Annotated in this window: 18 protein-coding genes; 6 read left to right on the plus strand and 12 right to left on the minus strand. The window is 67.1% G+C overall.

Annotated features, from left to right (window positions below; genetic code table 11):
- Positions 1 to 134: 134 nt before the first annotated feature.
- The 6 genes from LCM32_RS03375 (at position 135) to cynS (ending at position 7,117) form a co-directional block, all read left to right on the plus strand.
- Positions 135 to 644, plus strand: a complete 510-nt coding sequence (locus LCM32_RS03375; protein WP_224819636.1) for an RrF2 family transcriptional regulator — start codon at positions 135 to 137, stop codon at positions 642 to 644.
- A 501-nt stretch (positions 645 to 1,145) separates the two neighbouring features.
- On the plus strand, positions 1,146 to 3,614 hold the full coding sequence (nirB, locus tag LCM32_RS03380) for a nitrite reductase large subunit NirB (RefSeq protein WP_224819637.1): 2,469 nt from the start codon (positions 1,146 to 1,148) through the stop codon (positions 3,612 to 3,614).
- A complete protein-coding gene (gene nirD, locus LCM32_RS03385; RefSeq protein WP_224819638.1) occupies positions 3,611 to 3,955 on the plus strand; it encodes a nitrite reductase small subunit NirD in 345 nt (114 codons plus the stop codon). The genes nirB and nirD overlap by 4 nt, the downstream gene beginning before the upstream one ends.
- Positions 3,956 to 3,990: 35 nt before the next feature.
- Positions 3,991 to 4,830: a formate/nitrite transporter family protein gene (locus tag LCM32_RS03390; protein ID WP_224819639.1), complete on the plus strand. Its 840-nt coding sequence runs from the start codon at positions 3,991 to 3,993 to the stop codon at positions 4,828 to 4,830.
- A gap of 64 nt (positions 4,831 to 4,894) precedes the next feature.
- Entirely contained in the window at positions 4,895 to 6,619 is a 1,725-nt protein-coding gene (locus tag LCM32_RS03395; RefSeq protein ID WP_224819640.1) for a bifunctional protein-serine/threonine kinase/phosphatase, read from the plus strand.
- A gap of 30 nt (positions 6,620 to 6,649) precedes the next feature.
- Positions 6,650 to 7,117: a cyanase gene (gene cynS / locus LCM32_RS03400; protein WP_224819641.1), complete on the plus strand. Its 468-nt coding sequence runs from the start codon at positions 6,650 to 6,652 to the stop codon at positions 7,115 to 7,117.
- A gap of 81 nt (positions 7,118 to 7,198) precedes the next feature.
- Here the strand turns inward: cynS and LCM32_RS03405 are convergent, their stop codons facing one another.
- From LCM32_RS03405 to LCM32_RS03460, 12 genes are all read right to left on the minus strand, one after another.
- Complete coding sequence (locus LCM32_RS03405; protein ID WP_224819887.1) at positions 7,199 to 9,121, minus strand: cache domain-containing protein; 1,923 nt, start codon at positions 9,119 to 9,121, stop codon at positions 7,199 to 7,201.
- 60 nt (positions 9,122 to 9,181) lie between these two features.
- Positions 9,182 to 10,336, minus strand: a complete 1,155-nt coding sequence (locus LCM32_RS03410) for a sigma-54-dependent transcriptional regulator (protein WP_224819642.1) — start codon at positions 10,334 to 10,336, stop codon at positions 9,182 to 9,184.
- Positions 10,337 to 10,425: 89 nt separating this feature from the next.
- Complete coding sequence (locus tag LCM32_RS03415) at positions 10,426 to 11,175, minus strand: SURF1 family protein (RefSeq protein WP_224819643.1); 750 nt, start codon at positions 11,173 to 11,175, stop codon at positions 10,426 to 10,428.
- 5 nt (positions 11,176 to 11,180) lie between these two features.
- Positions 11,181 to 11,609 (minus strand): cytochrome o ubiquinol oxidase subunit IV, encoded by a 429-nt coding sequence (gene cyoD, locus LCM32_RS03420; RefSeq protein ID WP_224819644.1) that lies wholly within the window; start codon positions 11,607 to 11,609, stop codon positions 11,181 to 11,183.
- Positions 11,609 to 12,232 (minus strand): cytochrome o ubiquinol oxidase subunit III, encoded by a 624-nt coding sequence (cyoC, locus tag LCM32_RS03425; RefSeq protein ID WP_224819888.1) that lies wholly within the window; start codon positions 12,230 to 12,232, stop codon positions 11,609 to 11,611. The genes cyoD and cyoC overlap by 1 nt, the downstream gene beginning before the upstream one ends.
- 2 nt (positions 12,233 to 12,234) lie before the next feature.
- Positions 12,235 to 14,229 carry a cytochrome o ubiquinol oxidase subunit I gene (gene cyoB, locus LCM32_RS03430; RefSeq protein WP_224819645.1) on the minus strand — a complete coding sequence of 665 codons (1,995 nt, stop codon included), beginning with the start codon at positions 14,227 to 14,229 and terminating at the stop codon, positions 12,235 to 12,237.
- Complete coding sequence (gene cyoA / locus LCM32_RS03435; RefSeq protein ID WP_224819646.1) at positions 14,219 to 15,313, minus strand: ubiquinol oxidase subunit II; 1,095 nt, start codon at positions 15,311 to 15,313, stop codon at positions 14,219 to 14,221. Before cyoA ends, cyoB begins: the two co-directional genes overlap by 11 nt.
- A gap of 661 nt (positions 15,314 to 15,974) precedes the next feature.
- On the minus strand, positions 15,975 to 18,179 hold the full coding sequence (locus LCM32_RS03440) for an NADP-dependent isocitrate dehydrogenase (RefSeq protein WP_224819647.1): 2,205 nt from the start codon (positions 18,177 to 18,179) through the stop codon (positions 15,975 to 15,977).
- Positions 18,180 to 18,283: 104 nt separating this feature from the next.
- Entirely contained in the window at positions 18,284 to 19,066 is a 783-nt protein-coding gene (locus LCM32_RS03445; protein WP_224819889.1) for an ABC transporter ATP-binding protein, read from the minus strand.
- Between the two features lie 5 nt (positions 19,067 to 19,071).
- A complete protein-coding gene (locus LCM32_RS03450) occupies positions 19,072 to 20,115 on the minus strand; it encodes a FecCD family ABC transporter permease (protein ID WP_224819648.1) in 1,044 nt (347 codons plus the stop codon).
- Positions 20,112 to 21,173: a FecCD family ABC transporter permease gene (locus LCM32_RS03455; protein ID WP_224819649.1), complete on the minus strand. Its 1,062-nt coding sequence runs from the start codon at positions 21,171 to 21,173 to the stop codon at positions 20,112 to 20,114. The genes LCM32_RS03450 and LCM32_RS03455 overlap by 4 nt, the downstream gene beginning before the upstream one ends.
- Positions 21,170 to 22,150: an ABC transporter substrate-binding protein gene (locus LCM32_RS03460; protein WP_224819650.1), complete on the minus strand. Its 981-nt coding sequence runs from the start codon at positions 22,148 to 22,150 to the stop codon at positions 21,170 to 21,172. The genes LCM32_RS03455 and LCM32_RS03460 overlap by 4 nt, the downstream gene beginning before the upstream one ends.
- Positions 22,151 to 22,206: the final 56 nt, after the last annotated feature.

Raw genomic sequence — 22,206 nt, forward strand, 5'->3', positions numbered from 1 at the left:
TCTTTCCGGGATGCCAATTCAGTGACCAACCTCCGCCTCAGACCCTGAGGCGGACGCCTGCGCGCCTTTGGCGGATTGACGGGCGAGTTAATAATTCACAGAATAGGAATTATTTGCACGCAGTTGATATCACCATGCATCTCTCGAAGTTCACCGACTACGCCCTGCGCGTCTGCCTCTATCTGGGCGCCCATCCCGAGCGGCTGGTGCCGATCTCGGAAATGGCGCGTGCGCACGACCTGTCGCAGTCGAATCTCATGAAAGTGGTGCACCAGCTGGTCGAAGGCGGCTTCCTCAGTTCCACGCGCGGGCGCTCCGGCGGCATTCGCCTTGCCCGTCCCGCCGAGGAAATCCGGCTGGGCGCCGTGGCGCGCTACATGGAAAGCGACGGGGCGATGGTCGATTGCTCCTCCTGTATCCTGCGCGGCTCCTGCGGGCTGGTGCCTGCGCTGCACGAGGCGCGGATGGCCTTCTTCGCGGTGCTGGACAGCCAGACGCTGGACCGGGCGGTGAAATCTCATCCCCGGATGCTGCCGATCCTGCGCTCGGCCGCCGACAAGCAGGGCAGCGGCGCCTGTGGTGCCGCGCCCGCTACGGCACCGGCGCGCCCGCGCCGGGTCGAGGACCCCACCCCGGTCAAGTGAGTCGCCCCGGATGCGTCGGACCCCGCCTATGAGTCGGGGCCGACTCACGCGCCGACTCGGCCCTTTCACGACAGTCTGACAGCCGATGCTGCCTGCGCGGGGCAGGGGCGCGGGGGGGCTGATCGCCCGCGCCATTCCACCAGTGCTGGCCGGACGGGCGGGGTTTTCCGGCGTTTGATCAAAATTTGACCGCAATTCGTACGCTTTCCGCGGCGGCACCGAAATTTCACGCCGCAACTGCACATGACGCTTGTGCGAAAATACATGCTATGTCATTGCATGTATCAATCGAGGTGGAAACGCTTCCACCTACCAGCCGCAATGGCGCGGCCATTTCCGTCAAATCGCCCGTATCGGGCAGGCAGCAACGATGCTGCAGCTTCGTACCGACAGACTCGGTTCGTGGGAAAGCTGTGCATCCAAGTCTTTGCTTTTCCTGACAGAAATCGCCGCGGCCCGGACACCCGGTTCGCTCAGCCCCAAGCAGACCGGAGACTTCACATGTCCAGGCAACGACTCGTCATCATCGGTAACGGCATGGCCCCCGGCCGGATGCTGGAACATCTCTTCGAAGCCAGCGATCAGTTCGACGTCACGATCTTCAACGCGGAATCCCGCGTGAACTACGACCGCATCATGCTCTCCCCGGTGCTGTCGGGCGAGAAGAGCTTCGATGACATCGTGATCCACGACGACGCCTGGTACGCCTCGCACGGCATCACCCTGCACCGGGGTCAGAAGGTCGTCTCCATCGACCGTGACGCGCAGACCGTCACCAGCGAGGGCGGCATCACCGCCGCCTATGACAAGCTGGTCATCGCCACCGGCTCCAACCCCTTCATCATCCCCGTGCCCGGCCACAAGCTGTCCGGCGTGGTGGCCTACCGTGACCTCGACGACGTGCAGGCGATGAAACGCGCCGCGGCACTCGGCGGGCGTGCCGTGGTCATCGGCGGCGGCCTGCTGGGCCTTGAAGCGGCGGCGGGCCTGAAGGCGCAGGGCATGGAGGTGACCGTGCTGCACCTGATGCCCACCCTGATGGAGCGTCAGCTGGACCCGGCGGCAGGCTACCTGCTGCAGAAGGAACTGGAAGGCCGCGGGATCGAAGTGCGCTGCGGTGCCAACACCAAGCAGATCCTCGGTGACACGCAGGTCGAAGGCGTTGAGCTGGAAGACGGCACCGTGATCGAGGCCTCGCTGGTGGTCATGGCCGTCGGCATCCGCCCGAACGTGCAACTGGCCCAGGAGGCCGGTCTCGACGTGGGCCGTGGCATCGTCACCGGCACCGACATGAAGACCTCGGACGCCAACATCTACTCCGTCGGTGAATGCGCCGAGGTGGACGGCCGGGTCTATGGCCTTGTCGCGCCGCTCTACACCATGGCCAAGGTGGCCGCCGCCCATCTGGCCGGTGCCACGGACGCCGCCTTCGCCCATGCGGAAACGCCCACCAAGCTGAAGGTCACCGGCGTGAACCTCTACTCGGTCGGCGAATTCGGCGACGGGCCCGAGCTGGAGGACGTGGTCCTGCGCGATGCCAAGCGCGGCACCTACAAGCGCGTGATCCTGAAGGACAACAAGGTCGTCGGTGCCGTGCTCTACGGCGATGTGGCCGATGGCATGTGGTACAACGAGCTGCTCAAGTCCGCAGACTGTGTCGAAGCCATGCGCGAGACGCTGATCTTCGGTCAGGCGCACCAGGGTGGCGGCGCGGCAGCGGACCCGCTGGCGGCGATCTCGAACCTGTCGGACGACGCGGAAATCTGCGGCTGCAACGGCATCTGCAAGGGCCAGATCGTCAACGCGATCAAGGACAAGGGCCTGACCTCGCTCGCCGAAGTGCGCGCCCACACCAAGGCCTCCGCCTCCTGCGGGACCTGCACCGGGCTGGTCGAGGGCGTCATGGCCCTGACCCTGGGCGACACCTTCGCCAAGAAGGCCGAGGGCATGTGCGGCTGCACCGATCTGGGCCATGGCGACGTGCGCCGCCTGATCGTGGCCAAGGGGCTGAAATCCATCCCCGCCGTGATGCAGGAACTGGAGTGGAAATCCTCGGGCGGCTGCGCCAAGTGCCGTCCGGCGCTGAACTACTACCTCCTGTCCGACTGGCCGGGCGAATACGTCGACGACCAGCAGTCGCGCTTCATCAACGAGCGCGTGCACGCGAACATCCAGAAGGACGGCACCTATTCGGTGGTTCCGCGGATGTGGGGCGGCATGACCACCTCGGACGAGCTGCGTGCCATCGCGGACGTGGTGGACAAGTTCAACATCCCCGACGTGAAGGTCACGGGCGGTCAGCGGATCGACCTGCTGGGCGTCAAGAAAGAGGACCTGCCCGCCGTCTGGAAGGACCTGAACGACGCCGGCATGATCTCGGGCCACGCCTACTCCAAGGGTCTGCGCACGGTGAAGACCTGCGTCGGCTCCACCTGGTGCCGCTTTGGCACGCAGGACAGCACCGGCCTCGGCATCAAGCTCGAGAAGTTCATGTGGGGCTCGTGGACGCCCGCCAAGGTGAAGCTGGCGGTCACCGGCTGCCCGCGCAACTGCGCCGAGGCGACCTGCAAGGACATCGGCGTGATCTGCGTCGATAGCGGCTACCAGATCGTCTACGGCGGTGCCGCCGGCCTGCACATCCAGGGCACGACCGAACTGGGCACCGTGAAGACCGAGGACGAGGTGATCGAGATCGCCGGCGCCATGACCCAGATGTACCGCGAGCAGGGCTTCTACCTCGAGCGGATTTACAAGTGGGCCGACCGGGTCGGCTACGACACCGTCAAATCCGTCATCTTCGACGATCTGGAGAGCCGCCGCGCCTACTACGAGCGCTTCGTCTACTCGCAGCAATTCGCACAGGTCGACCCCTGGTCCGAGCGTGTCTCGGGCGTCGACAAGCACGAGTTCAACCCGATGGCCGTCTTCGGCCTGCCCAACGACACCACCGTCCAGGAGCCCGCAGAATGAACGCCTCTGTCCAGAACACCGATCTCGACTGGCGCCTGATCGGCACCATCGACGACATCCCCGCCCAAGGGGCGCGCTGCGTGAAGAATGGCGAGACCACGATCGCCGTCTTCCGGACCGCGGACGACCGCATCTTCGCACTTGAAGACAAATGCCCGCATCGCAACGGGCCGCTCAGCCAGGGGATCGTGCATGACGGTTGCGTCACCTGCCCCCTGCACAACTGGGTCATCTCGCTCGAAACCGGCACCGCGCAGGGTGCGGACGAGGGCCGGACTGCCTCCTTCCCTGTCCGCCTCAGCGGTCGGGACATCTACCTCAACCTGAAACCTGGCGCCTGATCTCAGGCCCGCACTCTCTCGAAAGGACTACGACAATGGCGTATATCGCTCCGAAGGAATTCGCGGCCAAGATGGTCGACGCCGGCGAATCCAAGATCTTCATGTCCACCAAGGACACCCTGATCCGCGCTTACATGGCGGGTGCCATCCTGGCGCTTGCCGCGGCCTTCGCCGTGACCATCGCGGTCAACACCGGCAACTTCCTCGTCGCCTCGCTGCTCTTCCCGGTCGGCTTCTGCATGCTGTACCTGATGGGCTTCGACCTGCTGACCGGCGTCTTCACCCTGGCCCCGCTGGCCGTCATCGCCAAGCGCCCGGGCTGCACCTGGAAAGGTGTCTTCCGGAACTGGGGCCTCGTGTTCTGCGGCAACTTCGCAGGCGCCCTGACCACCGCCGTCTTCATGGCGATCATCTTCACCATGGGCTTCAGCGAAGAACCCAACGCCGTCGGCCAGAAGATCGGCAAGATCGGTGAGGCCCGGACGCTGGGCTACGCCGCTGCGGGCTCGGCCGGCATGCTGACCGTCTTCATCCGCGCCGTGATGTGCAACTGGATGGTTTCCACCGGTGTCGTCGCCGCGATGATGTCGAACTCCACCGGCGGCAAGATCATGGCCATGTGGATGCCGATCATCGTCTTCTTCTACCTCGGCTTCGAGCACTCGATCGTGAACATGTTCCTGTTCCCCTCGGGCATCATGCTGGGCGGTCAGTTCACCTGGGTCGACTACTTCGCCTACAACGAGATCCCCGTTGTTCTGGGCAACCTCGTCGGCGGCCTGACCTTCGTGGGCGGCATGATCTACGCCACCCACTTCAAGGAATCGCCCAAGCGCAACGCCACCACCGACGTGACCGGCCTGCCGGCAGAATAATCTCCCCTCCCTTGGCCCCGCTTCGGCGGGGCCTCTTTTTTCTTTCTTCACCGGAGACGATCCCATGCCAAAGGATACCGTTGCCCGCCCGTGCCTCACGGTGACGCTCGGCCAGTATTCCGGCGCGGGGCGCAAGCCGGAGAACCAGGATTTTCACGGCGCGCTGATCCCCTCGGGCAGCCCGCTGGCGCTGAAAGGGATCACCCTGGCCGTAGCCGACGGGATTTCCTCCAGCGCGGTCAGCGGGCAGGCGGCAGAGACCGCCGTAAAGGCCCTGCTGGACGATTACTACGCCACCCCCGACGCCTGGACGACGCGCACCGCCGCGACCCGCGTCATCGCCGCCACCAACGCCTGGCTGCATGGGCAGAACACCTCCGTCGCCGATGTGAACGCAGGCCACGTCTGCACCCTCTCGGCGCTGATCCTGAAGGGGCGCGAGGGCCATGTGCTGCATGTGGGCGACAGCCGCGTGGCGCGGCTCTCGGGTGCCGGCCTCGAGGCGCTGACCGAGGATCACCGGCTGGTCCTCTCCTCGACCGAGAATTACCTGGCCCGCGCCATGGGCGCCGCCCGCGAGGTCGAGGTCGACTATCGCCGCGTGCGCCTGAGCGAGGGCGATGTCTTCGTGCTGACCACCGACGGCGTGCATGAGTTCATCACCGCCCGTGACGTGGTCGCGGCCCTTGCCGCGCCGGACCTCGACACCGCCGCCCGGCGGCTGGCCGATGTGGCGCTGGAACGGGGCAGCGACGACAACCTGACGGTGCAGCTGCTGCGGGTCGAAAGCCTGCCCGAGGCCGGGGCCGAGCTGTCGCTGGACGCCGCCCGCCTGCCGGTGCCGCCGCTGCCGAAGGCGGGGCAGGTGATCGACGGCTTCCGCATCCTGCGCCCGCTGCACCAGACCGCCCGCAGCCACGTCTACCTTGCCGAGGACGGGCAGGGGCAGCGCGTGGCGCTGAAGATCCCCGCCAGCGAGATGGCGCTGGACACCGATTACCTGCGCCGCTTCGTGCTGGAGGAATGGATCGCCCGCCGCCTCGCCTCGGCCCACGTGCTGCGCGCGGCAGAGGCGCCGGCAAACCGCAGCGCGCTCTACGTGGTCACCGAGTTCGTCGAGGGCCAGACCCTGCGCGACTGGATGGCCGACCACCCGCAGCCCGATCTGGCCCTGGTGCGCGACATCGTCACCCAGATCGCCACCGGCCTGCGGGCGTTTCACCGCCGCGAGATGCGGCATCAGGATTTGCGGCCCGAGAACGTGATGATCGACCGGACGGGAACGGTAAAGATCATCGACCTCGGCTCTGCCTCTGTTGCGGGGGTAGAGGAAGCCGCGCCGGGCCTGTTGGGGGACATGCCCGGCACCTATCAGTACACCGCGCCGGAATACCTCTCGGGGCAGGGGGCGACGTGGCGGGCGGATCAATACGCCCTCGGCGTCATCGCCTACGAGATGCTGACCGGGCGGTTGCCCTACGGGGCGCAGGTGGCCCGCGTGCGCAATGCGCGCGATCAGGCCCGCCTCAGTTACACGCCCGCGCGGGATGCCGAAAACGGGCTTCCCGACTGGATGGACGTCGCGCTGAAACGCGCGGTGCATCCCGATCCGGCCCGCCGCTACGAGGCGCTTTCCGAATTCGTCGCGGACCTGCGCCGTCCGGGCTCCGGCTACCGGGCGGGGCGCCACGTGCCGCTGGCAGAACGCAATCCGGTCCGCTTCTGGCAGGCGGTCTCGGCGGGGCTGGCGCTGCTCTGCGTCGTGCTCATGACCCAACTGGCGGGCTGATCCGCCACCAACATCGCAGGAGGACAAGAGATGAAAGACATGGCACAAGCCGAAACCCTGACCCGCGAGGACGTCACCGCGCTGATCCTCGCCTCCAAGAAGGCGGCGCTGCAGACCTGGGAAGGCATCGCCGAGGCGATCGGCATGTCCCCGGTCTGGACCCACTCGGCCTGCATGGGGATGAACGCCTTCCCGCGCGACAAGGCCGATGCGCTGGTTGCGCTGTTGGACCTGCCGGAGGCGGCCGCCGACCTGCTGGTGGAAAGCCCCACCAAGATCTGGGAACAGACTGTTCCGACCGATCCCTGCATCTATCGCCTCTACGAGATCGTCGGCGTCTACGGCCCCACGATCAAGGCGCTGATCCACGAGGGCTTCGGCGACGGCATCATGTCGGCCATCGACTTCGACATGCAGGTCACCCGCGTGCCGCACGAAAAGGGCGACCGGGTTAAGATCGAGATGTCGGGCAAATACCTGAGCTACAACGCCTGGTAAGCGCCCCGACGCGACCGCCGGCGGATGGGGCCCGCCGGCGGTCCATTTGTCTGCACTGACCTGCCGCCGTGCGCGGGCGGGTCAATAGGTGTCGTAGTCCTGCGCCAGATCGGCCTCGGGCAGGAAGATGGTGAAACGGCTGCCCGTGCCGGGCGTGCTGTCCACCTCGATCCGCCCGCCCGCGCGGCTCACCAGCGTCTGGCTGATGGAAAGGCCAAGCCCCGTGCCCTGCGCCTGCTTGGTGGTGAAGAACGGATGGAAGATGCGCTGCATCGTCTCCGCCTCCATCCCGGTGCCGGTGTCCTCCACCGTGATCTCGACCCCGCCCGGCGCCTCCGTCACGCCCAGTGACAGCACACCGCCCTCGGGCATGGCGTGCACGGCGTTGAGGATCAGGTTCACCATGATCTGCTGCAATTCCGTCCGGGCGATCAGCACGCGGCGGGTGCTTTCCAGCGCGGTGCGCAACTCCACGCCCGCACTCTCCGTCTGGTGCCGCGTCAGCACGAGGCAGTCACGCACCACCTCGTCAGGGCGGATCGCATTGGCCGCGCCGGAGTAATCCTCCGGCTTGGCAAATTGCAGCAGCTTTGAGACGATCGCCCCGATGCGATAGACTTGGTCGTCGATCAGGTCGAACTCGGTCTTCACGGCGTCGGCATGATCGTCCAGCAGGGCGCGTGCCACGTCGAGGTTGCCCTGGATGACCGCGATCGGGTTGTTGATCTCATGGGCGACCGAGGCGGTGATCTCGCCCACGGCGGCCAGCTTCTCGGAGAGGATCAGCCGTTCGGTGGTCTGTTCCAGCTTCTCGTTGGCGGCGCGCAGGTCGCGGGTGCGGTCCTCGACCTTCTGTTCAAGGCTCTCGGCCCAGTCCCTGAGCTGTCGGTCGCGCTCCTGCACCTGATCCAGCAGGTCGTCGAGGTGGCCAGCCACCTGCGCGATCTCGCCGCTGTCGTCCTGCGGGCCGTTGCGGGCCTCCATCTCGCCGGCCTCGACCCGGGCCATGGTCTGGGTCATCCGTTCCAGCGGGCGGAAGATGCGCCCGGCCCATTGCAGGAAGATCGGCACCGACAGCGCGGCGATCAGCAGGAAGAGCACGGTAACCGTGAGCACCGAATTCGCCTTGGCCTGCAGGAAGGGCGCCTCGAGGAAGCCGACGTAGAGCATGCCCACCCGTTCGCCGAAACTGTCGGTGATCGGCTGATAGGCCGAGATGTACCAGTCGTTCACCACGAAGGCCCGGTCGCGCCAGACCTGACCCTCGCCCAGAACCCGCTCGCGCACTTCGGCGGAGACGCGGGTGCCAAGGGCGCGGACGTTCTCGAAAAGCCGCACATTGGTCGAGACGCGCACATCGTCGAGGAAGAGCGTCGCGGTGCCCTGCGAGCCTTCGGGCAGGCTGCGGTCGCGGTAGACGAGGGCGTTGATCGTGTCGATGAAATCGAGGTTCCGGTTCAGCAGCCGCCCGCCCACCAGCGCGCCCATCCGGCCGCCGGGCATTGCCACGGGGGCTGCGGAATGCACGACCATGCCGCGATCCTCCACGGGTCGGTCGGTGGGCACGGCGTTGCGGGTGGGCACCATGGGGATCGCGGCGCGGCGGGCAAGGCCGGGGGCGAGCGCTTCCAGCGAGGGGGCGGGCAGCACGTCCACCGCGCTGCGGGCCTCGCCGTTGAGGGCCGCGCGGACCACTGGCCAGTCGCGGGGGGCGAAGCCGCGGGCGGTGCGGCTGCCATCGGTGACATAGAGGAAATCGAGCGAGAGTCGCCGCTTCTCGGCTTCCAGCAGGGCGGTGAAGGCCTCGGGATCGTCGAGGGCGTTGTGCAGCGCGACGGACTGGGCGATGGCATCGAGCCGCTCGCCGGAGCCCTCGATCAGCCGCCCGAGGTATTGCTCGGCAATGGTCAGGTCGCCGTTCACCTTGGTGATCAGGATGTCGTCGATCCGGCCGGACCAGCGGATCATCGCACTGCCGAGCATCATGGGCAGCAGCACCAGCATCGGCAGCAGCGCAATGACCAGAAGCCGGACGCGCAGGGAGCGGAAGAGACGGTCCACCTGTCAGACGCCGAGGTCGGCGCACCTCTGGTCCAGCGCAGCGCGCGACAGGCCGAGGCGGCGGGCGGCCTCGTCCCGGTCGCCCGCGGTCTCTGCCAGCACCCGGCGCAGGCGCTCTGCCCCGGGCAGGGTGAGCATCTCCAGCGGCAGCTGACCAAGGATCAGTGCCCGGTCGATGAAATTGCGCAATTCCGGGATGTTGCCGGGCCAGTCGTGGGCCAGCAGCGCATCCCGCGCGGCGGCATTCAGCGGCAGGGGCTGGCAGCGGTGGTGATGGGCGAGGTCTTCCATCAGCAGTTCGGCCAGCACCAGCACATCCTTGCCTCGGGCGTTCAGCGGGGGCAGGACGACCTCCTCGGCCTCCACCTCACCGGGCAGGGCGGCGGGATCGCGGGGGCAGAGGATCGGGCGCAGCCCGGCCGCGGCCAGTTGCGCCATGAGCGCGGGGGAGGGGTGTTCCACCAATGCGGTGCCACCCTGCGCGGCGGCCAGCAGGGCCGCGCCCGGCAGGCCCGCCAGATGCAGGAAGGGACGGCCCGCGCGGGGCGAGGCGCGGTGCAGGGCGCGGGCGGCGGCCGCCTGTCCCGTCCCGGGCGCCCCGGTGAAGAGCACGGGACCGTCGCGCCGGGCCAGCTCTGCCAGCCGGGCATGCAGCGCGGCGATGGCGGGGGAGGTGCCGCAGAGGTCATGCTCGCAGGGGGCGGCGCCCATGGCCTGCTCATGGCGCAGCAGCAGCGCCTCGCGCCGCAGCTGCGCATCGGTCAGGCAGCGCCGCACGGTGTGGAGCAGCTGGCTGGTGCGGAAGGGCTTCAGCACGAAATCGGCCGCCCCGTGGCGCAGCGCCTCCTCCGCGCGGTCGAGATCGGCATAGGCGGTGATCAGGATCGTCTCGGGGGCATCGGCGCGGGCCTGCAGCGCGGAGAGCCACTCCTGCACCCGGCGGCCGGGCAGGAGGGTCGCGAGCAGCAGGATGTCATAGCGCTCGCGCTCCAGCATGGGCGTGGCCTCGGCGGTTTCGGCGACATGGGCCACGGCGCGGCAACAGGGGGTCAGCGCCTTGACGAGGAAGTTGCGCATGCCCGGCTCGTCCTCGACGATCAGGATGCGTGCCTCGTGCAGTGGATCGAAAGCCTGCGTCTCACGCGTTCCGTCTGGCACGATGCTCCTCCATCTTCCCGATCCGCATACTGGCAAAGAAAAAGGGGGCCTTACAGCCCCCTTTTGCGTTCGTCCAGCGATGCGCCGTTTCAGCGGCGGACCTCGCTGCGGATGAACATGCCCCATGCGAAGAGCACGAGGGCGGCAAGGGCGAACCACGTCAGCGCATATTGCAGGTGCGCGTTGCGGAACTGGATCACCGTCTGGCCGCCACGGGGCCATGCCTCGGGCGCGCCACGCTCTTCGTCGACGAAGTAGGGCGCGGCATTGTCGAAGCCCTTGGTAGCGGTGATCGAGGCGATGTCGCGACGATACCAGAGCTGGTTCTCCGGGTCGTTCGCCCGGGAGAAGAGCCAACCCTTGTCCTCGGGCATCCGCAGCAGGCCGGTCACCGTCACCTCGCCCTCGGGGGCCTGCCGGGTGGCGGGCGCCTTGAGACGCTCGGGGACCATGCCGCGGTTGACCATGACGATGGTGCCATCGTCGCGCGCCAGCGGGGTCATCACCCAGTAGGAGGGGCCGAGGTCAGAGGGCACGTAGATCTGCACCTCCTCGTCGTTGAGGAAGGTGCCGGTCAGCTCGACGCGGGTGTACTCGCTGGCCTCTGCACTGATCGCGGGCCAGTCGGCGGGGCCGGGGGCAGGGATCGGATCGGCATGCACGCGGGCGTCCACGCGCTGGATCAGGTCCTCTTTCCAGCCCAGCCGGTGCACCTGCCAGACGCCGAGGCTGACGAAACCGGCGAGCCCTGCCGCCGCGACCAGCGAGACGAGCAGGGTCAAAACGAAGCGCAGCCCCCGTTGGGGGGCTGCGGCGTTGGTGTCATGCGGCTCTGCCACTGGGGTCACCCCTGGGTGCCCGGCTCGGCCGGCGTTGCGGCCGGGTCGTCGACGGGGGTGTGCCCTTCGTGACCGTGGCTGCTGCCCGGCATCTCCATGTTCGGAGACATCTCGTGCATGGGCATCATGTTCTCGTTCATGTTGTGCATGACCCAGAGCGAGCCTGCCAGCACGATGCCGAGGATGACGACCGAGAAGACCGTCGCGGCCATGGTCCAGCCTTCTTCCACCGAGGAGTTGATGTGGAGGAAGTAGACCAGGTGCACGATGATCTGGACTGCGCCGAGGCCCATGATGATGCCGACCAGCGTGTTACGCGGCAGGTCGACTTCCAACATGACGAGGGCGAAGGGGATGATCGTCAGGAAGGCGGCAAGGCCGAAACCGACCATCAGCCGGCCCATGGTGCCGTGGGAATGTGCGTGATCACTCATCAGACAAGCCTCACCAGATAGACGAAGGAGAAGACCCCGATCCAGACCAGGTCGAGGAAGTGCCAGAACATCGACAGCGTCGAGAGGCGCTGCATGTTGGCCGAAGTCAGACCCTTCCAGTTCAGCTGGATGGTCAGCGTGACCAGCCAGATCAGGCCGCCCGTCACGTGCAGGCCGTGGGTCCCTACGAGCACGAAGAAGGACGACAGGAAGGCCGACCGGTCAGGGCCCGCACCGATGTGGATCAGGTGATTGAACTCGTAGATCTCCATGGCGATGAAGCCGAGACCCAGGAGGCCGGTCACGATGAGCCAGAGGGTGGTGCCCTTCAGGTCGTGAGCTTCGGCGCGCAGCATGGCGATACCGAAGGTGATCGAGGAGAACAGCAGCAGCGCGGTTTCCCAGGCCACGAAGCCGGGCTCGAACAGGTCATGCGGGGCAGGGCCACCGGCATAGCCATAGCCGAGCACGGCATAGGTGGCGAAGAGGCACCCGAAGATGATGCAGTCGCTCATCAGGTAGATCCAGAACCCGATGGGGGTCGGGCTGGCGTGGGCATGGTCCGCCGTGTGGGCGGGGCCGGCCGGACCCTCGATCCGGCCGGTGAGCGGGGTATCCAGCATGGTCATGCCAGGGCTCCCTTCTGTTCTTGCTTGGCGATATCGGACTCAGGGATCCAGTAATCGCGGTTGTAGTTGAACGTGTGGGCGATCCCGATCGCGAGGCAGGCGAAGAAGGACACGATGGCAAGCCACCAGATGTACCAGACCATCGCAAAGCCGAGCACGAGCGCGAAGGCTGCAATCAGAACGCCGCTGGCGGTGTTCTTGGGCATGTGGATCGGTTCGTAGATTTCCGACCACTGGAAGCCTTCCTGCTTCATGCGCCACCATTCGTCACGACCGCGGACATGCACTTCCTGCGGGAAGTTGTAGGGCGCGGGCGGGCTTTGCATGGCCCATTCCAGCGTCCGGCCGTTCCACGGATCGGGACCACAGGCGAGCGCCTTGCGGTTCTTGATCGAGACGAAGAAGCCGATGAAGGTCGAGGCAATGCCAAGCGCGATCAGACCGGCGCCGAAGGCGGCGATGACGAAGTAGATCTGCCAGGCGCTGTCCATGTAGGCGTTCATGCGGCGGGTCACGCCCATCAGGCCGAGCGCGTAGAGCGGCATGAAGGCGAAGTAGAAGCCGATGCACCAGAACCAGAAGCTGCGCTTGCCCCAGCGGTCGTCGAGCTTGAAGCCGAAGGCCTTGGGCCACCAGAAGGTGACAGCAGCCATCACGCCGAACACCACGCCGCCGATGATCACGTTATGGAAGTGCGCGATCAGGAACAGGGTGTTGTGCAGCTGGAAGTCGACCGGGGGAACGGCCAGCAGAACGCCGGTCATGCCACCGATGGTGAAGGTCACGAGGAAGCCGACGGTCCAGAGCATGGGCACTTCGAACCGCACGCGGCCCTTGTACATGGTGAACAGCCAGTTGAAGATCTTCACACCCGTCGGGACGGCGATGATCATCGTCGTGATCCCGAAGAAGGTGTTCACATTCGCGCCCGAGCCCATCGTGAAGAAGTGGTGCAGCCACACGACGAAGGACAGGACCATGATGCAGGCGGTTGCCCAGACCATCGTCTTGTAGCCGAACAGCGGCTTGCCCGAGAAGGTCGACACGATTTCCGAGAACACGCCGAAGATCGGGATGATCAGGATGTAAACCTCGGGGTGGCCCCAGATCCAGATCAGGTTCACGTACATCATGGCGTTGCCGCCCATGTCGTTGGTGAAGAAGTGGGTGCCGAGGTAACGGTCGAGGGTCAGCAGCGCCAGCGTCGCGGTCAGCACCGGGAAGGCGGCGACGATCAGGACGTTGGTGCACAGCGTGGTCCAGGTGAAGACCGGCATGTCGAAGAGCTTCATGCCCGGCGCGCGCATCTTGAAGATGGTCGCGACGAGGTTGATGCCCGACAATGTCGTCCCGACACCGGCGATCTGCAGCGACCACAGGTAGTAGTCCATGCCGGGCCCGGTCGAATAGTCGGAGCCGGACAGCGGCGGGAAGGCCAGCCAGCCGACACGGGCGAATTCACCGACGAAGAGCGAGATGTTCACCAGCAGGGCACCGGCCACCGTCATCCAGAACGAGAAGTTGTTCAGGAAGGGGAAGGCCACGTCGCGCGCGCCGATCTGGGCGGGCATGACGTAGTTCATGATCCCGGTGACGAAGGCCATCGCCACGAAGAAGATCATGATCACGCCGTGGGCGGTGAAGACCTGGTCGAAGTGGTGCGGGGGCAGGTAGCCCTCGGCGCCGCCGGCGGCCATGGCCTGCTGGGCGCGCATCATCAGCGCGTCGGCAAAGCCGCGGACGAACATGATGAAGCCGAGGATCATGTACATGATCCCGATCTTCTTGTGGTCGATCGTGGTGATCCAGTCCTTCCACAGCGGCACCCAGAGGCGATACTTGGTCAGGATCGCCAGCAGGACGAGACCGCCGAGGACGATGGCGCCGAAGGTGCCGACGAGGATCGGCTCGTGGTAGGGGATCCAGTCGAGGGTCAGGCGGCCGAAGAACGGCGTCCAGACCTCGGCCGGTTGTACGGCATCAGTAGCCATTTTGCGCATACTCCTTGGCGGCGTCAGAGGGGTGCGCCGTCTTGTTGTCTTCGTTCATCGACATGTCGTCGTGACCGTGGCCATGGCTCTCGCCTTCCGACGCGGGGTCGAAGGGGATCGGGTTGCCGAAGCCGTCGATGCGGCGGTAGCGGTCGTATTCGTAGGCCGCACCGTTGCCGAGGCCCTCGAGGCCGCCGCCGCCCTGCATGTCCTGCATCATCATGTCGCCCATGCAGACCTTGCCGTCCTGCACGCACAGGCCGACGATCCGCTGGAACAGGCCGTCCTCGACGTCCGAGTAGTAGGACACGGGGGCGTCGATGGTGGGCGCTTCCAGTTCAAGGTAGCTGGCGCGCGTCAGCGGGCTCTCGGCCCCTTTCGCAGAGGCCACCCATGCCTCGAAGTCCGCGTCGCTCATCGCCTTGGTCTCGAAGGTCATCTGCGAGAAGCCCGGGCCCGAGTAATGCGCCGAACGCCCTTGGTAGATGCCTTCGTGATCCGCGACGAGGTGCAGCTTGGTCTGCATCCCGGCCATGGAATAGACCATGCCGCCGAGGGCAGGGATCGACAGCGTGTTCATCACGGTGGAGGAGGACAGTTTGAACTCGATCTGGCGGTTCGCGGGGATCGCCAGTTCGTTCACCGAAGCCACGCCGTACTGCGGGTAGATGAACAGCCACTTCCAGTCGAGCGACACGGCCTGAACCTCGATCGTGTCCTCTGCGGCGAGGTGTTCGATCGGCTTATAGGGGTCGAGGCGGTGCGTGTAGATGTAGGTGTAGACGCCGAGCGCCGCCACGATCAGGATCGGAACGCCCCAGATGACCACTTCGAGCGAGGTGGAATGCTCGAACTCGGGATCATAGTCGCTCTGGTCTTCGCGACGTGCGCGGTACTTCCAGGGGAAGTAGACCGACATGATCAGCACGGGGATGATCACGATCAGCATCAGGAGGGTCGAGATGATCAGTAGATTGCGCTGTTCGAGGGCCACCCAGCCCGACGGATTCAGCACGTCATACTGGCATCCCGAGAGCGCCAGCACAGCCAGCAGCAAAGGCGGGAGTTTTAGTCGTCTCAGCAATGTCTGTCTCTTCTTGTCCGGCCACGGCGGAACCAGTCCGTCTGCCCGGAATGGAGGGTTCAGGGCGCGTCGCATGGGGAGGGGCGCGTCCGCGGAATGGGCGTGGAATAAGCGCCGCGGCGCAGAAACCGAAGGCGTCAATCGGCCGCAACTTCGCCGTAAGGGCCTAGGCTCTCTCGGTTTTGAATTTTGATCACACCGCCGTGAGGCCTTTGCGATCGCAGCAATGGATGCCCATATCTGGGGATGGTTCGCAGAAGGCATCTCTGAAACTCTTGTTTTATTGACGCAAACAACTACCCCTCAGCGGCCCCCTTGTGCCGGGGGCGGGGGCGGCGCTGCGCGGGGACTCGGATCGCGATCACGATCGCCTCAAAGAGCTTCCCGAAATCGTCATACCGAGACTTCCGTGGCTGCATGGGAGATCCGCCCCCCGGGCGGGCAAATCTTCAACCATAGGTGGAAAGCATCCCGAAATGCGGCGTGTGAGTCGTGCGCCCGGCGCCGTGGCGGCGCGAGTCAGGGGCACGTCCAGGCCCTCGCGATCAGGGCGTGGGCACGAAAAACCCCCGCCGGCAGGACCGGCGGGGGTGCGTCTTTCAGGCGATGGGGCAGGGCCCGATCACAGGGCCCGATCACTGGGCCCGATCACTGGGCCCGATCAGCCGATGATGCCGTTCAGCGTGGCCGAGGGACGCATCACCGCGGCGGTCTTCTCCGCGTCGGTGTGGTAGTAGCCACCGAGGTCGGCAGGGGCGCCCTGCACGGCCGCGATCTCGCCGGTGATGGCCGCTTCGCCCTCGGTCAGCGCCTTGGCGATCGGGGCGAAGTGGGCGGCCAGCTCGGTGTCGTCGGTCTGGGTGGCCAGAGCCTGTGCCCAGTACATCGCGAAGTAGAAGTGGCTGTCGCGGTTGTCGGGCTCACCCACCTTGCGCGAGGGCGACTTGTTGTTGTCGAGGATGCCCTGCGTTGCCACGTCCACGGCCTTGCCCAGCACGCGTGCCTTCTCGTTGCCCTTGGCGTCGGCCAGGAACTTGAGGCTTTCCCCCAGTGCACAGAACTCGCCGAGGCTGTCCCACCGCAGGTGGTTCTCTTCCTGCAGCTGCTGGACGTGCTTGGGAGCCGAGCCGCCTGCACCGGTCTCGAAGAGACCGCCGCCCTGCATCAGCTTCACGATCGAGAGCATCTTGGCCGAGGTGGCCAGCTCGAGGATCGGGAACAGGTCGGTCAGGTAGTCGCGCAGCACGTTGCCGGTGATGGCGATCGAGTTCTCACCCTTGGTGATGGTCTCGAAGGTCTTGGTGGTCGCCTTGGCGGGGGACATGATCAGGAACTTGTCCGCGACGCCCTTGGCCTCGAGGATTGGCTTCACGTATTTGATCAGTTCCGCGTCGTGGGCGCGGTCCTCGTCCAGCCAGAAGATGGCCTCGCAGCCCTCTGCCTTCTGACGTTCGATGGCCAGGTTCACCCAGTCCTCGATCGGTGCCTTGCGCGCCGAGGCCGAGCGCCAGATGTCACCGGCTTCGACCTTGTGGCTGTGCAGCACGGTGCCGTCTTCCAGCACCATCTTCACGGTGCCGTCTTCCGGGATCTCGAAGGTGGTGGGGTGCGAGCCGTATTCTTCGGCCTTCTGCGCCATCAGGCCGATGTTCTGAACGGTGCCGGCGGTGGCCGGGTTCAGCTTGCCGTTGGCTTTGAAGAACTTGATCGTCTCGTCGTAGACCGGCGCATAGGAGTTGTCGGGGATGACGCAGACGCAGTCATGCTCCTTGTTGTCCGGGCCCCAGCCCTTGCCGCCGGCGCGGATCAGCGCGGGCATCGAGGCGTCGATGATGACGTCGGAGGGCACGTGCAGGTTGGTGATGCCCTTGTCCGAGTTCACCATGTACATCGGCGGACGGGCCGCGGTGCACTCGTCGATGGCGGCCATGATCTCTGCGTTGTCCTTCACGCGGGCCAGCAAGTCGCCGAGGCCGGAGTTCGGGTTCACGCCGAGGGCTTTCATCTCGTCGCCGAACTTGTCGAAGACGGGCGCGAGCCATGCCTTGACCGCGTGGCCGAAGATGATCGGGTCCGAGACCTTCATCATCGTCGCCTTCATGTGCAGCGAGAAGAGGACGCCTTCGTCCTTGGTCTTGGCGATCTCTTCGGCGATGAAGGCATCGAGGGCCTTGGCCGACATGAAGGTCGCGTCGACGACGGTGCCCGCGGGGTAGGAGACGCCGTCCTTCAGGACGGTCTCACCCGATGCGGTTTCCAGCACGATCTTGGCGGTCGCGGCGCCGTCCAGCGTCGCGGACACTTCGTTCGAGCAGAAATCGCCGCCCGACATTGAGGCCACGCGGGTCTTGCTGTCGGACACCCACTCGCCCATGCGGTGCGGGTTCGCCTTGGCATAGTTCTTGACGGCCACGGCGGCGCGGCGGTCAGAGTTGCCTTCGCGCAGCACAGGGTTCACAGCGGAGCCCTTGATGGTGTCGTATTTCGCGCGGATCGCCTTCTCCTCATCGGTCGAAGGCTCTTCCGGGTAGTCGGGAAGGGCATAGCCCTGCGACTGCAGTTCCTTGATCGCGGCGACGAGCTGCGGGACCGAGGCCGAGATGTTCGGCAGCTTGATCACGTTCGCCTCGGGGGTCTTCACCAGTTCGCCGAGGATCGCAAGGTCGTCGGGCTGGCGCTGATCTTCCGTCAGGTGGTCCGGGAAGGTCGCGATGATGCGCCCTGCCAGCGAGATATCCTTGGTGCCCACCGAGACGCCTGCCGCTGCGGCGAAGGTCCGGATAATGGGCAGGAGCGAGGCGGAGGCCAGCTCCGGCGCTTCGTCCACCTTGGTATACACGATATCGGGGGTGTTCGGTTCAGCCATGTTCTCCAAGCCTTTCTTGAGCCTGCAACGGCTCTATCCGACCCTGTCGCTCAGGTCTACTGTCTGGGGGCGGGGATGCGACAATTCCCACGCAAAATGGCCGATCAGAGGGGCACGACGACCGGGGAACCGCTCTCCGGATCGGTCAGGATGCGGCAGGGAAGGTCGAAAACTGCCTCTACCGTCCGATTTGTGATCACATCCTGCGGTGCGCCCTCCGCGACGATCCGTCCGGCGCGCAGGGCGAGGATGTGATCGGCGAAACGCGCGGCCATGTTGAGGTCGTGGACCACCACGATCACCGTCTTGCCGCGCGCCTCGGACTGGTGGCGCAGCAGGCGGAAGATGTCGATCTGGTGGCGCGGGTCCAGCGCGCTGGTGGGTTCGTCCAGCAGCAGCGTTTCACTGTCCTGCGCCAGCAGCATGGCGATCCACGCCCGCTGCCGTTGCCCGCCCGAGAGCGCGGTGACGGGGCGGTGGGCTAGGGCGCTCAGCCCGGTCTCCTCCAGCGCGGCCTTGGTGGCGGCCTCGTCCTGTGGTTCCCACTGGCGAAAGAGCCCCTGATGCGGCGTGCGCCCCTGCGCCACGAGGTCCTGCACCGTCAGCCCCTCGGGCGCGATCGGGTGCTGGGGCAACAGGCCGATGCGTTTGGCCCGCGCCTTGGGCGCCAGCGTGGCAATATCGGTGCCCTCCAGCAGGACCCGGCCCGCAGTGGGCGTGACGATCCGGGCGAGGGCCCGCAGCAGCGTGGATTTCCCGCAGCCATTGGGCCCAAGGATCATCGTCACCTTGCCCTGCGGCAGGCTGAGAGAGAGCCCGTCGAGCACCCTGTGCCGGTCCAGCGTGACGCTGAGCGCCTCGGTTTCCAACTGGGCGGTGCGGGTCATGTCCTTCATGAGGCGTCCTTTCGGGCGGGGCCACGGCCCTGTCGGCGGATTTGCCAGATCAGCACCGGCGCGCCGCAAAGAGCGGTGAAGATGCCCACCGGCAGTTGCGTCGGCGCGAAGGCGAGGCGCGCGGCCAGATCGGCGGCGGTGAGGAAGGTGGCGCCGAGCAGGGCGCTCAGCAGCAGGGCGGGGCCGCCGCCCGCCAGCCGCCGCGCCACCGGGCCCGAGACGAAGGCCACGAAGGCGACCGGCCCCGCGACATAGACCGCAAGCGCCGTGGCCAGCACGCCGATCAGCGCGGCGGCAGCCCGCAGGCGGGTCAGTGGCAGGCCCAGCGAGGTTGCCACCTCGGCCCCGAGCGCAAGCCGCGCCATGCCGCGTTCCAGCAGGGCGGCGGCGACGAGGAGGGCCGTGATCACAGGCAGGCCGAGGGTGAGTTCGCTGGGCCCGACGGCGTTGAGCGAGCCCGCGAGCCAGCGGTAGGCGGCCTCGGCCTCCATCCCCGTGGCGCGGGTCAGCAGGTAATCGACAGCGGCATAGAGCATCAGGCCGATGCCCACGCCCACGAGGACGAAGCGCAGGGGCTGCAAGCCGTCGCGCCACGCAAGGGCTGTGATCACAAGCGCCGTCAGCGCCACGCCGGCCACTGCGCCGCCGGCCGCGGCGAGGCCGGTTGCCCCCAGCAGGACGACGCTGGCCACCGCGCCGAGCGCGGCCCCCGCGCTGAAGCCGATCAGGTCGGGGGAGGCGAGGTCATTGCGGCTCAGCGTCTGGAAGAGCGCGCCCGCAAGGCCGAAGCCCGCCCCCGCGATCAGCGCCCCGGCGATCCGGGGCAGGCGCAGGCCGGTGACGATGAATTCCGCCATCGGGTCGGGGTCCGCCCCGAAGGCGCCCGCGATCTGCGCCATCGTCAGGGGATAGTCGCCGCGCATCGTCCCCCAGAGCGCGATGCCCGCCAGCAGCACCAGCAGCAGCGCCGCGGTGCGCAGCGCGGCCACCCGCAGGCGGAGCGAGAGGACGGGGGTGCGGAGGGTGAGGCTGCGGCTCATCCGCGGGGCCTCCGCCGGGCGACGGCGACGAAGACCGGCCCGCCGAGCAGGGCCATCATGATGCCGGCCTGCACCTCGCCCGGGGGCAGGATCACCCGGCCCGCCGTATCCGCCAGCAGCAGCACGGCGGGGCCGATCAGCAGGGTCGCGGGCAGGGCCCAGACGAGGCGCGGGCCCACGAGGGCGCGGGCAAGGTGCGGCGTGACGAGGCCGAGGAAGCCGATCGGGCCCGCGAGCGCCGTGGCCGCGCCCGCCAGCACCACGGCGGCGGCGAGGGCCAGCAGGCGGGTGCGGGCGGGATGGGCACCAAGGGCACCGGCTGTCTCCTCGCCAAGGGCGAGGCTGTCGAGACCGCGCAGCGAGAGGAGCGCCAGCAGCAGGCCCACGAGGAAGAAGGGCGCAAGCTCCGCCAGTTGCGCGGCGCGGGTGCCGCCGCCACTGGCCAGCGAGCCGACCATCCAGAAGCGGTAGACCTCCAGCGTTTCCTGCGAGGACAGCAGGATCGCCGTGGTGCCCGCCCCCGCAAGCGCGCCGACGGCAACCCCGGCCAGCACCAGCCGCGCGGGGCCGGAGTGGAGCGGGCCGCTGAGCCCCAGCGGGACCACCACCGCCGTCACCACAGCGGCACCGGCCAGCGAGGCCCAGCCAAGCGCCACGGTGCCGCCAAGCCCGAAGGCCCAGACCGCGATCACCACCGCCAGCCCGGCGCCGTTGGCCATGCCGAGGATGCCGGGATCGGCCAGCGTGTTGCGGGTGACCGATTGCATCATCAGCCCGGCGGTCGAGAGCGCGGCCCCTACCGCCAGCCCGGTCACGAGGCGCGGCAGGCGCAGCTCGCGGATCACCGTGGCCTCGGGCGAGAGCACCGTGGGATCGGTCAGCGCCACCCAGACCTGCGCCGGCGTGATCGCCCGCGCGCCGATCATCAGCGCGGCGAGGCAGGCCAGCAGGAGGAGCAGGCAGGCGAGCGCCAGCCGGGCGAGGCGGCGCTGCCGCGCCAGGCTGCGCAGGTCGCGGGGGGAGGCCCCCCCCGTGGCGCTGAGCCCGGTGGTGCTCATGGTGCGAGGCCGGCCTCGACGCTGGAGGGCACCGGCGTGGCGGGATCGCCGTCCATCGCGGCCTCGATCATCGGCACCATCTGGTCCAGCACGTAGGGCAGGCTCAGCAGGCTGGCGTGGGAGTAGGCCGAGGCCAGCATTGCGTCCACCGCCACCTCGCGGCCCTCGGTATGGGCGCGCAGCTCGGGGCGCAGGGCGAGGCCGCGGATCGCCTCGACATTCGCGGGGCTCACGAACCAGAGCAGCAGGTCCGCATCCAGCGGCGTGAGGTCCTCGTTCGAGAGCGTCATGGCGAAGGCCTCGGCGCCCGAAACATCGTCCACCGCCTGCGGCGTGCGGAAGCCGAGCGTGGTGAGGAACATCGAACGGATGTCCTTGGAGGTATAGGCGCCCGGGGCGTCATGGTAGAGATAGGCGACCGTGGCCGTGGCGCCCTGCCAGTCGGGATGGCTGGCGCGCAGGGCGGCGGTGCGGTCCTCTATGGCCGTCACCTGAGCCTCCGCCTCGGCGGCGTGGCCGGTGATGAGGCCGGTGGTGCGCGCCAGCAACTGCCACGGCATGCCGTAATCCTCGTAGCCCTCCAACGGGGGCACGACGGGGGCGATGCGGCTGAGCATCTCGTATTGCTGCCGCGAGATGCCGGACCACATCGCCTCGATCAGGTCGGGCTTGAGCGCGGCGATCTGTTCGAAGTTGATGTCGCCCTTCAGCAGCGCGGGCCGGGCCTCGCCGAGGGCCTCCTGCGCCCAGGGCCAGACACCGCTTGGCTGGTTGCCGAACCAGTCACGCAGGCCCACCGGCGTCACGCCGATGGCCAGCAGGTTGTCGTGGTTCAGGAAGGAGAGCGTGACCACGCGCTGCGGCTGCGCGGGGATTTCGGTGGTGCCGTACTTGTGGGTGACGGTGAGGGGGAAGTCCTGCGCGGCGGCCGACAGCGGCGCCAGCAGCAAGGCGAGAAGGGCAAGGATGCGGGGCATTGGGGTCTCCGGGTGAGCGGAAGGAAAGGGCGCCCGCCGGTGAGGGCGGACGCCCG

Origin of the sequence: Pseudooceanicola nanhaiensis, assembly GCF_020171315.1 — a bacterium.
In the GTDB taxonomy this organism is placed as follows: domain Bacteria; phylum Pseudomonadota; class Alphaproteobacteria; order Rhodobacterales; family Rhodobacteraceae; genus Pseudooceanicola; species Pseudooceanicola nanhaiensis_A.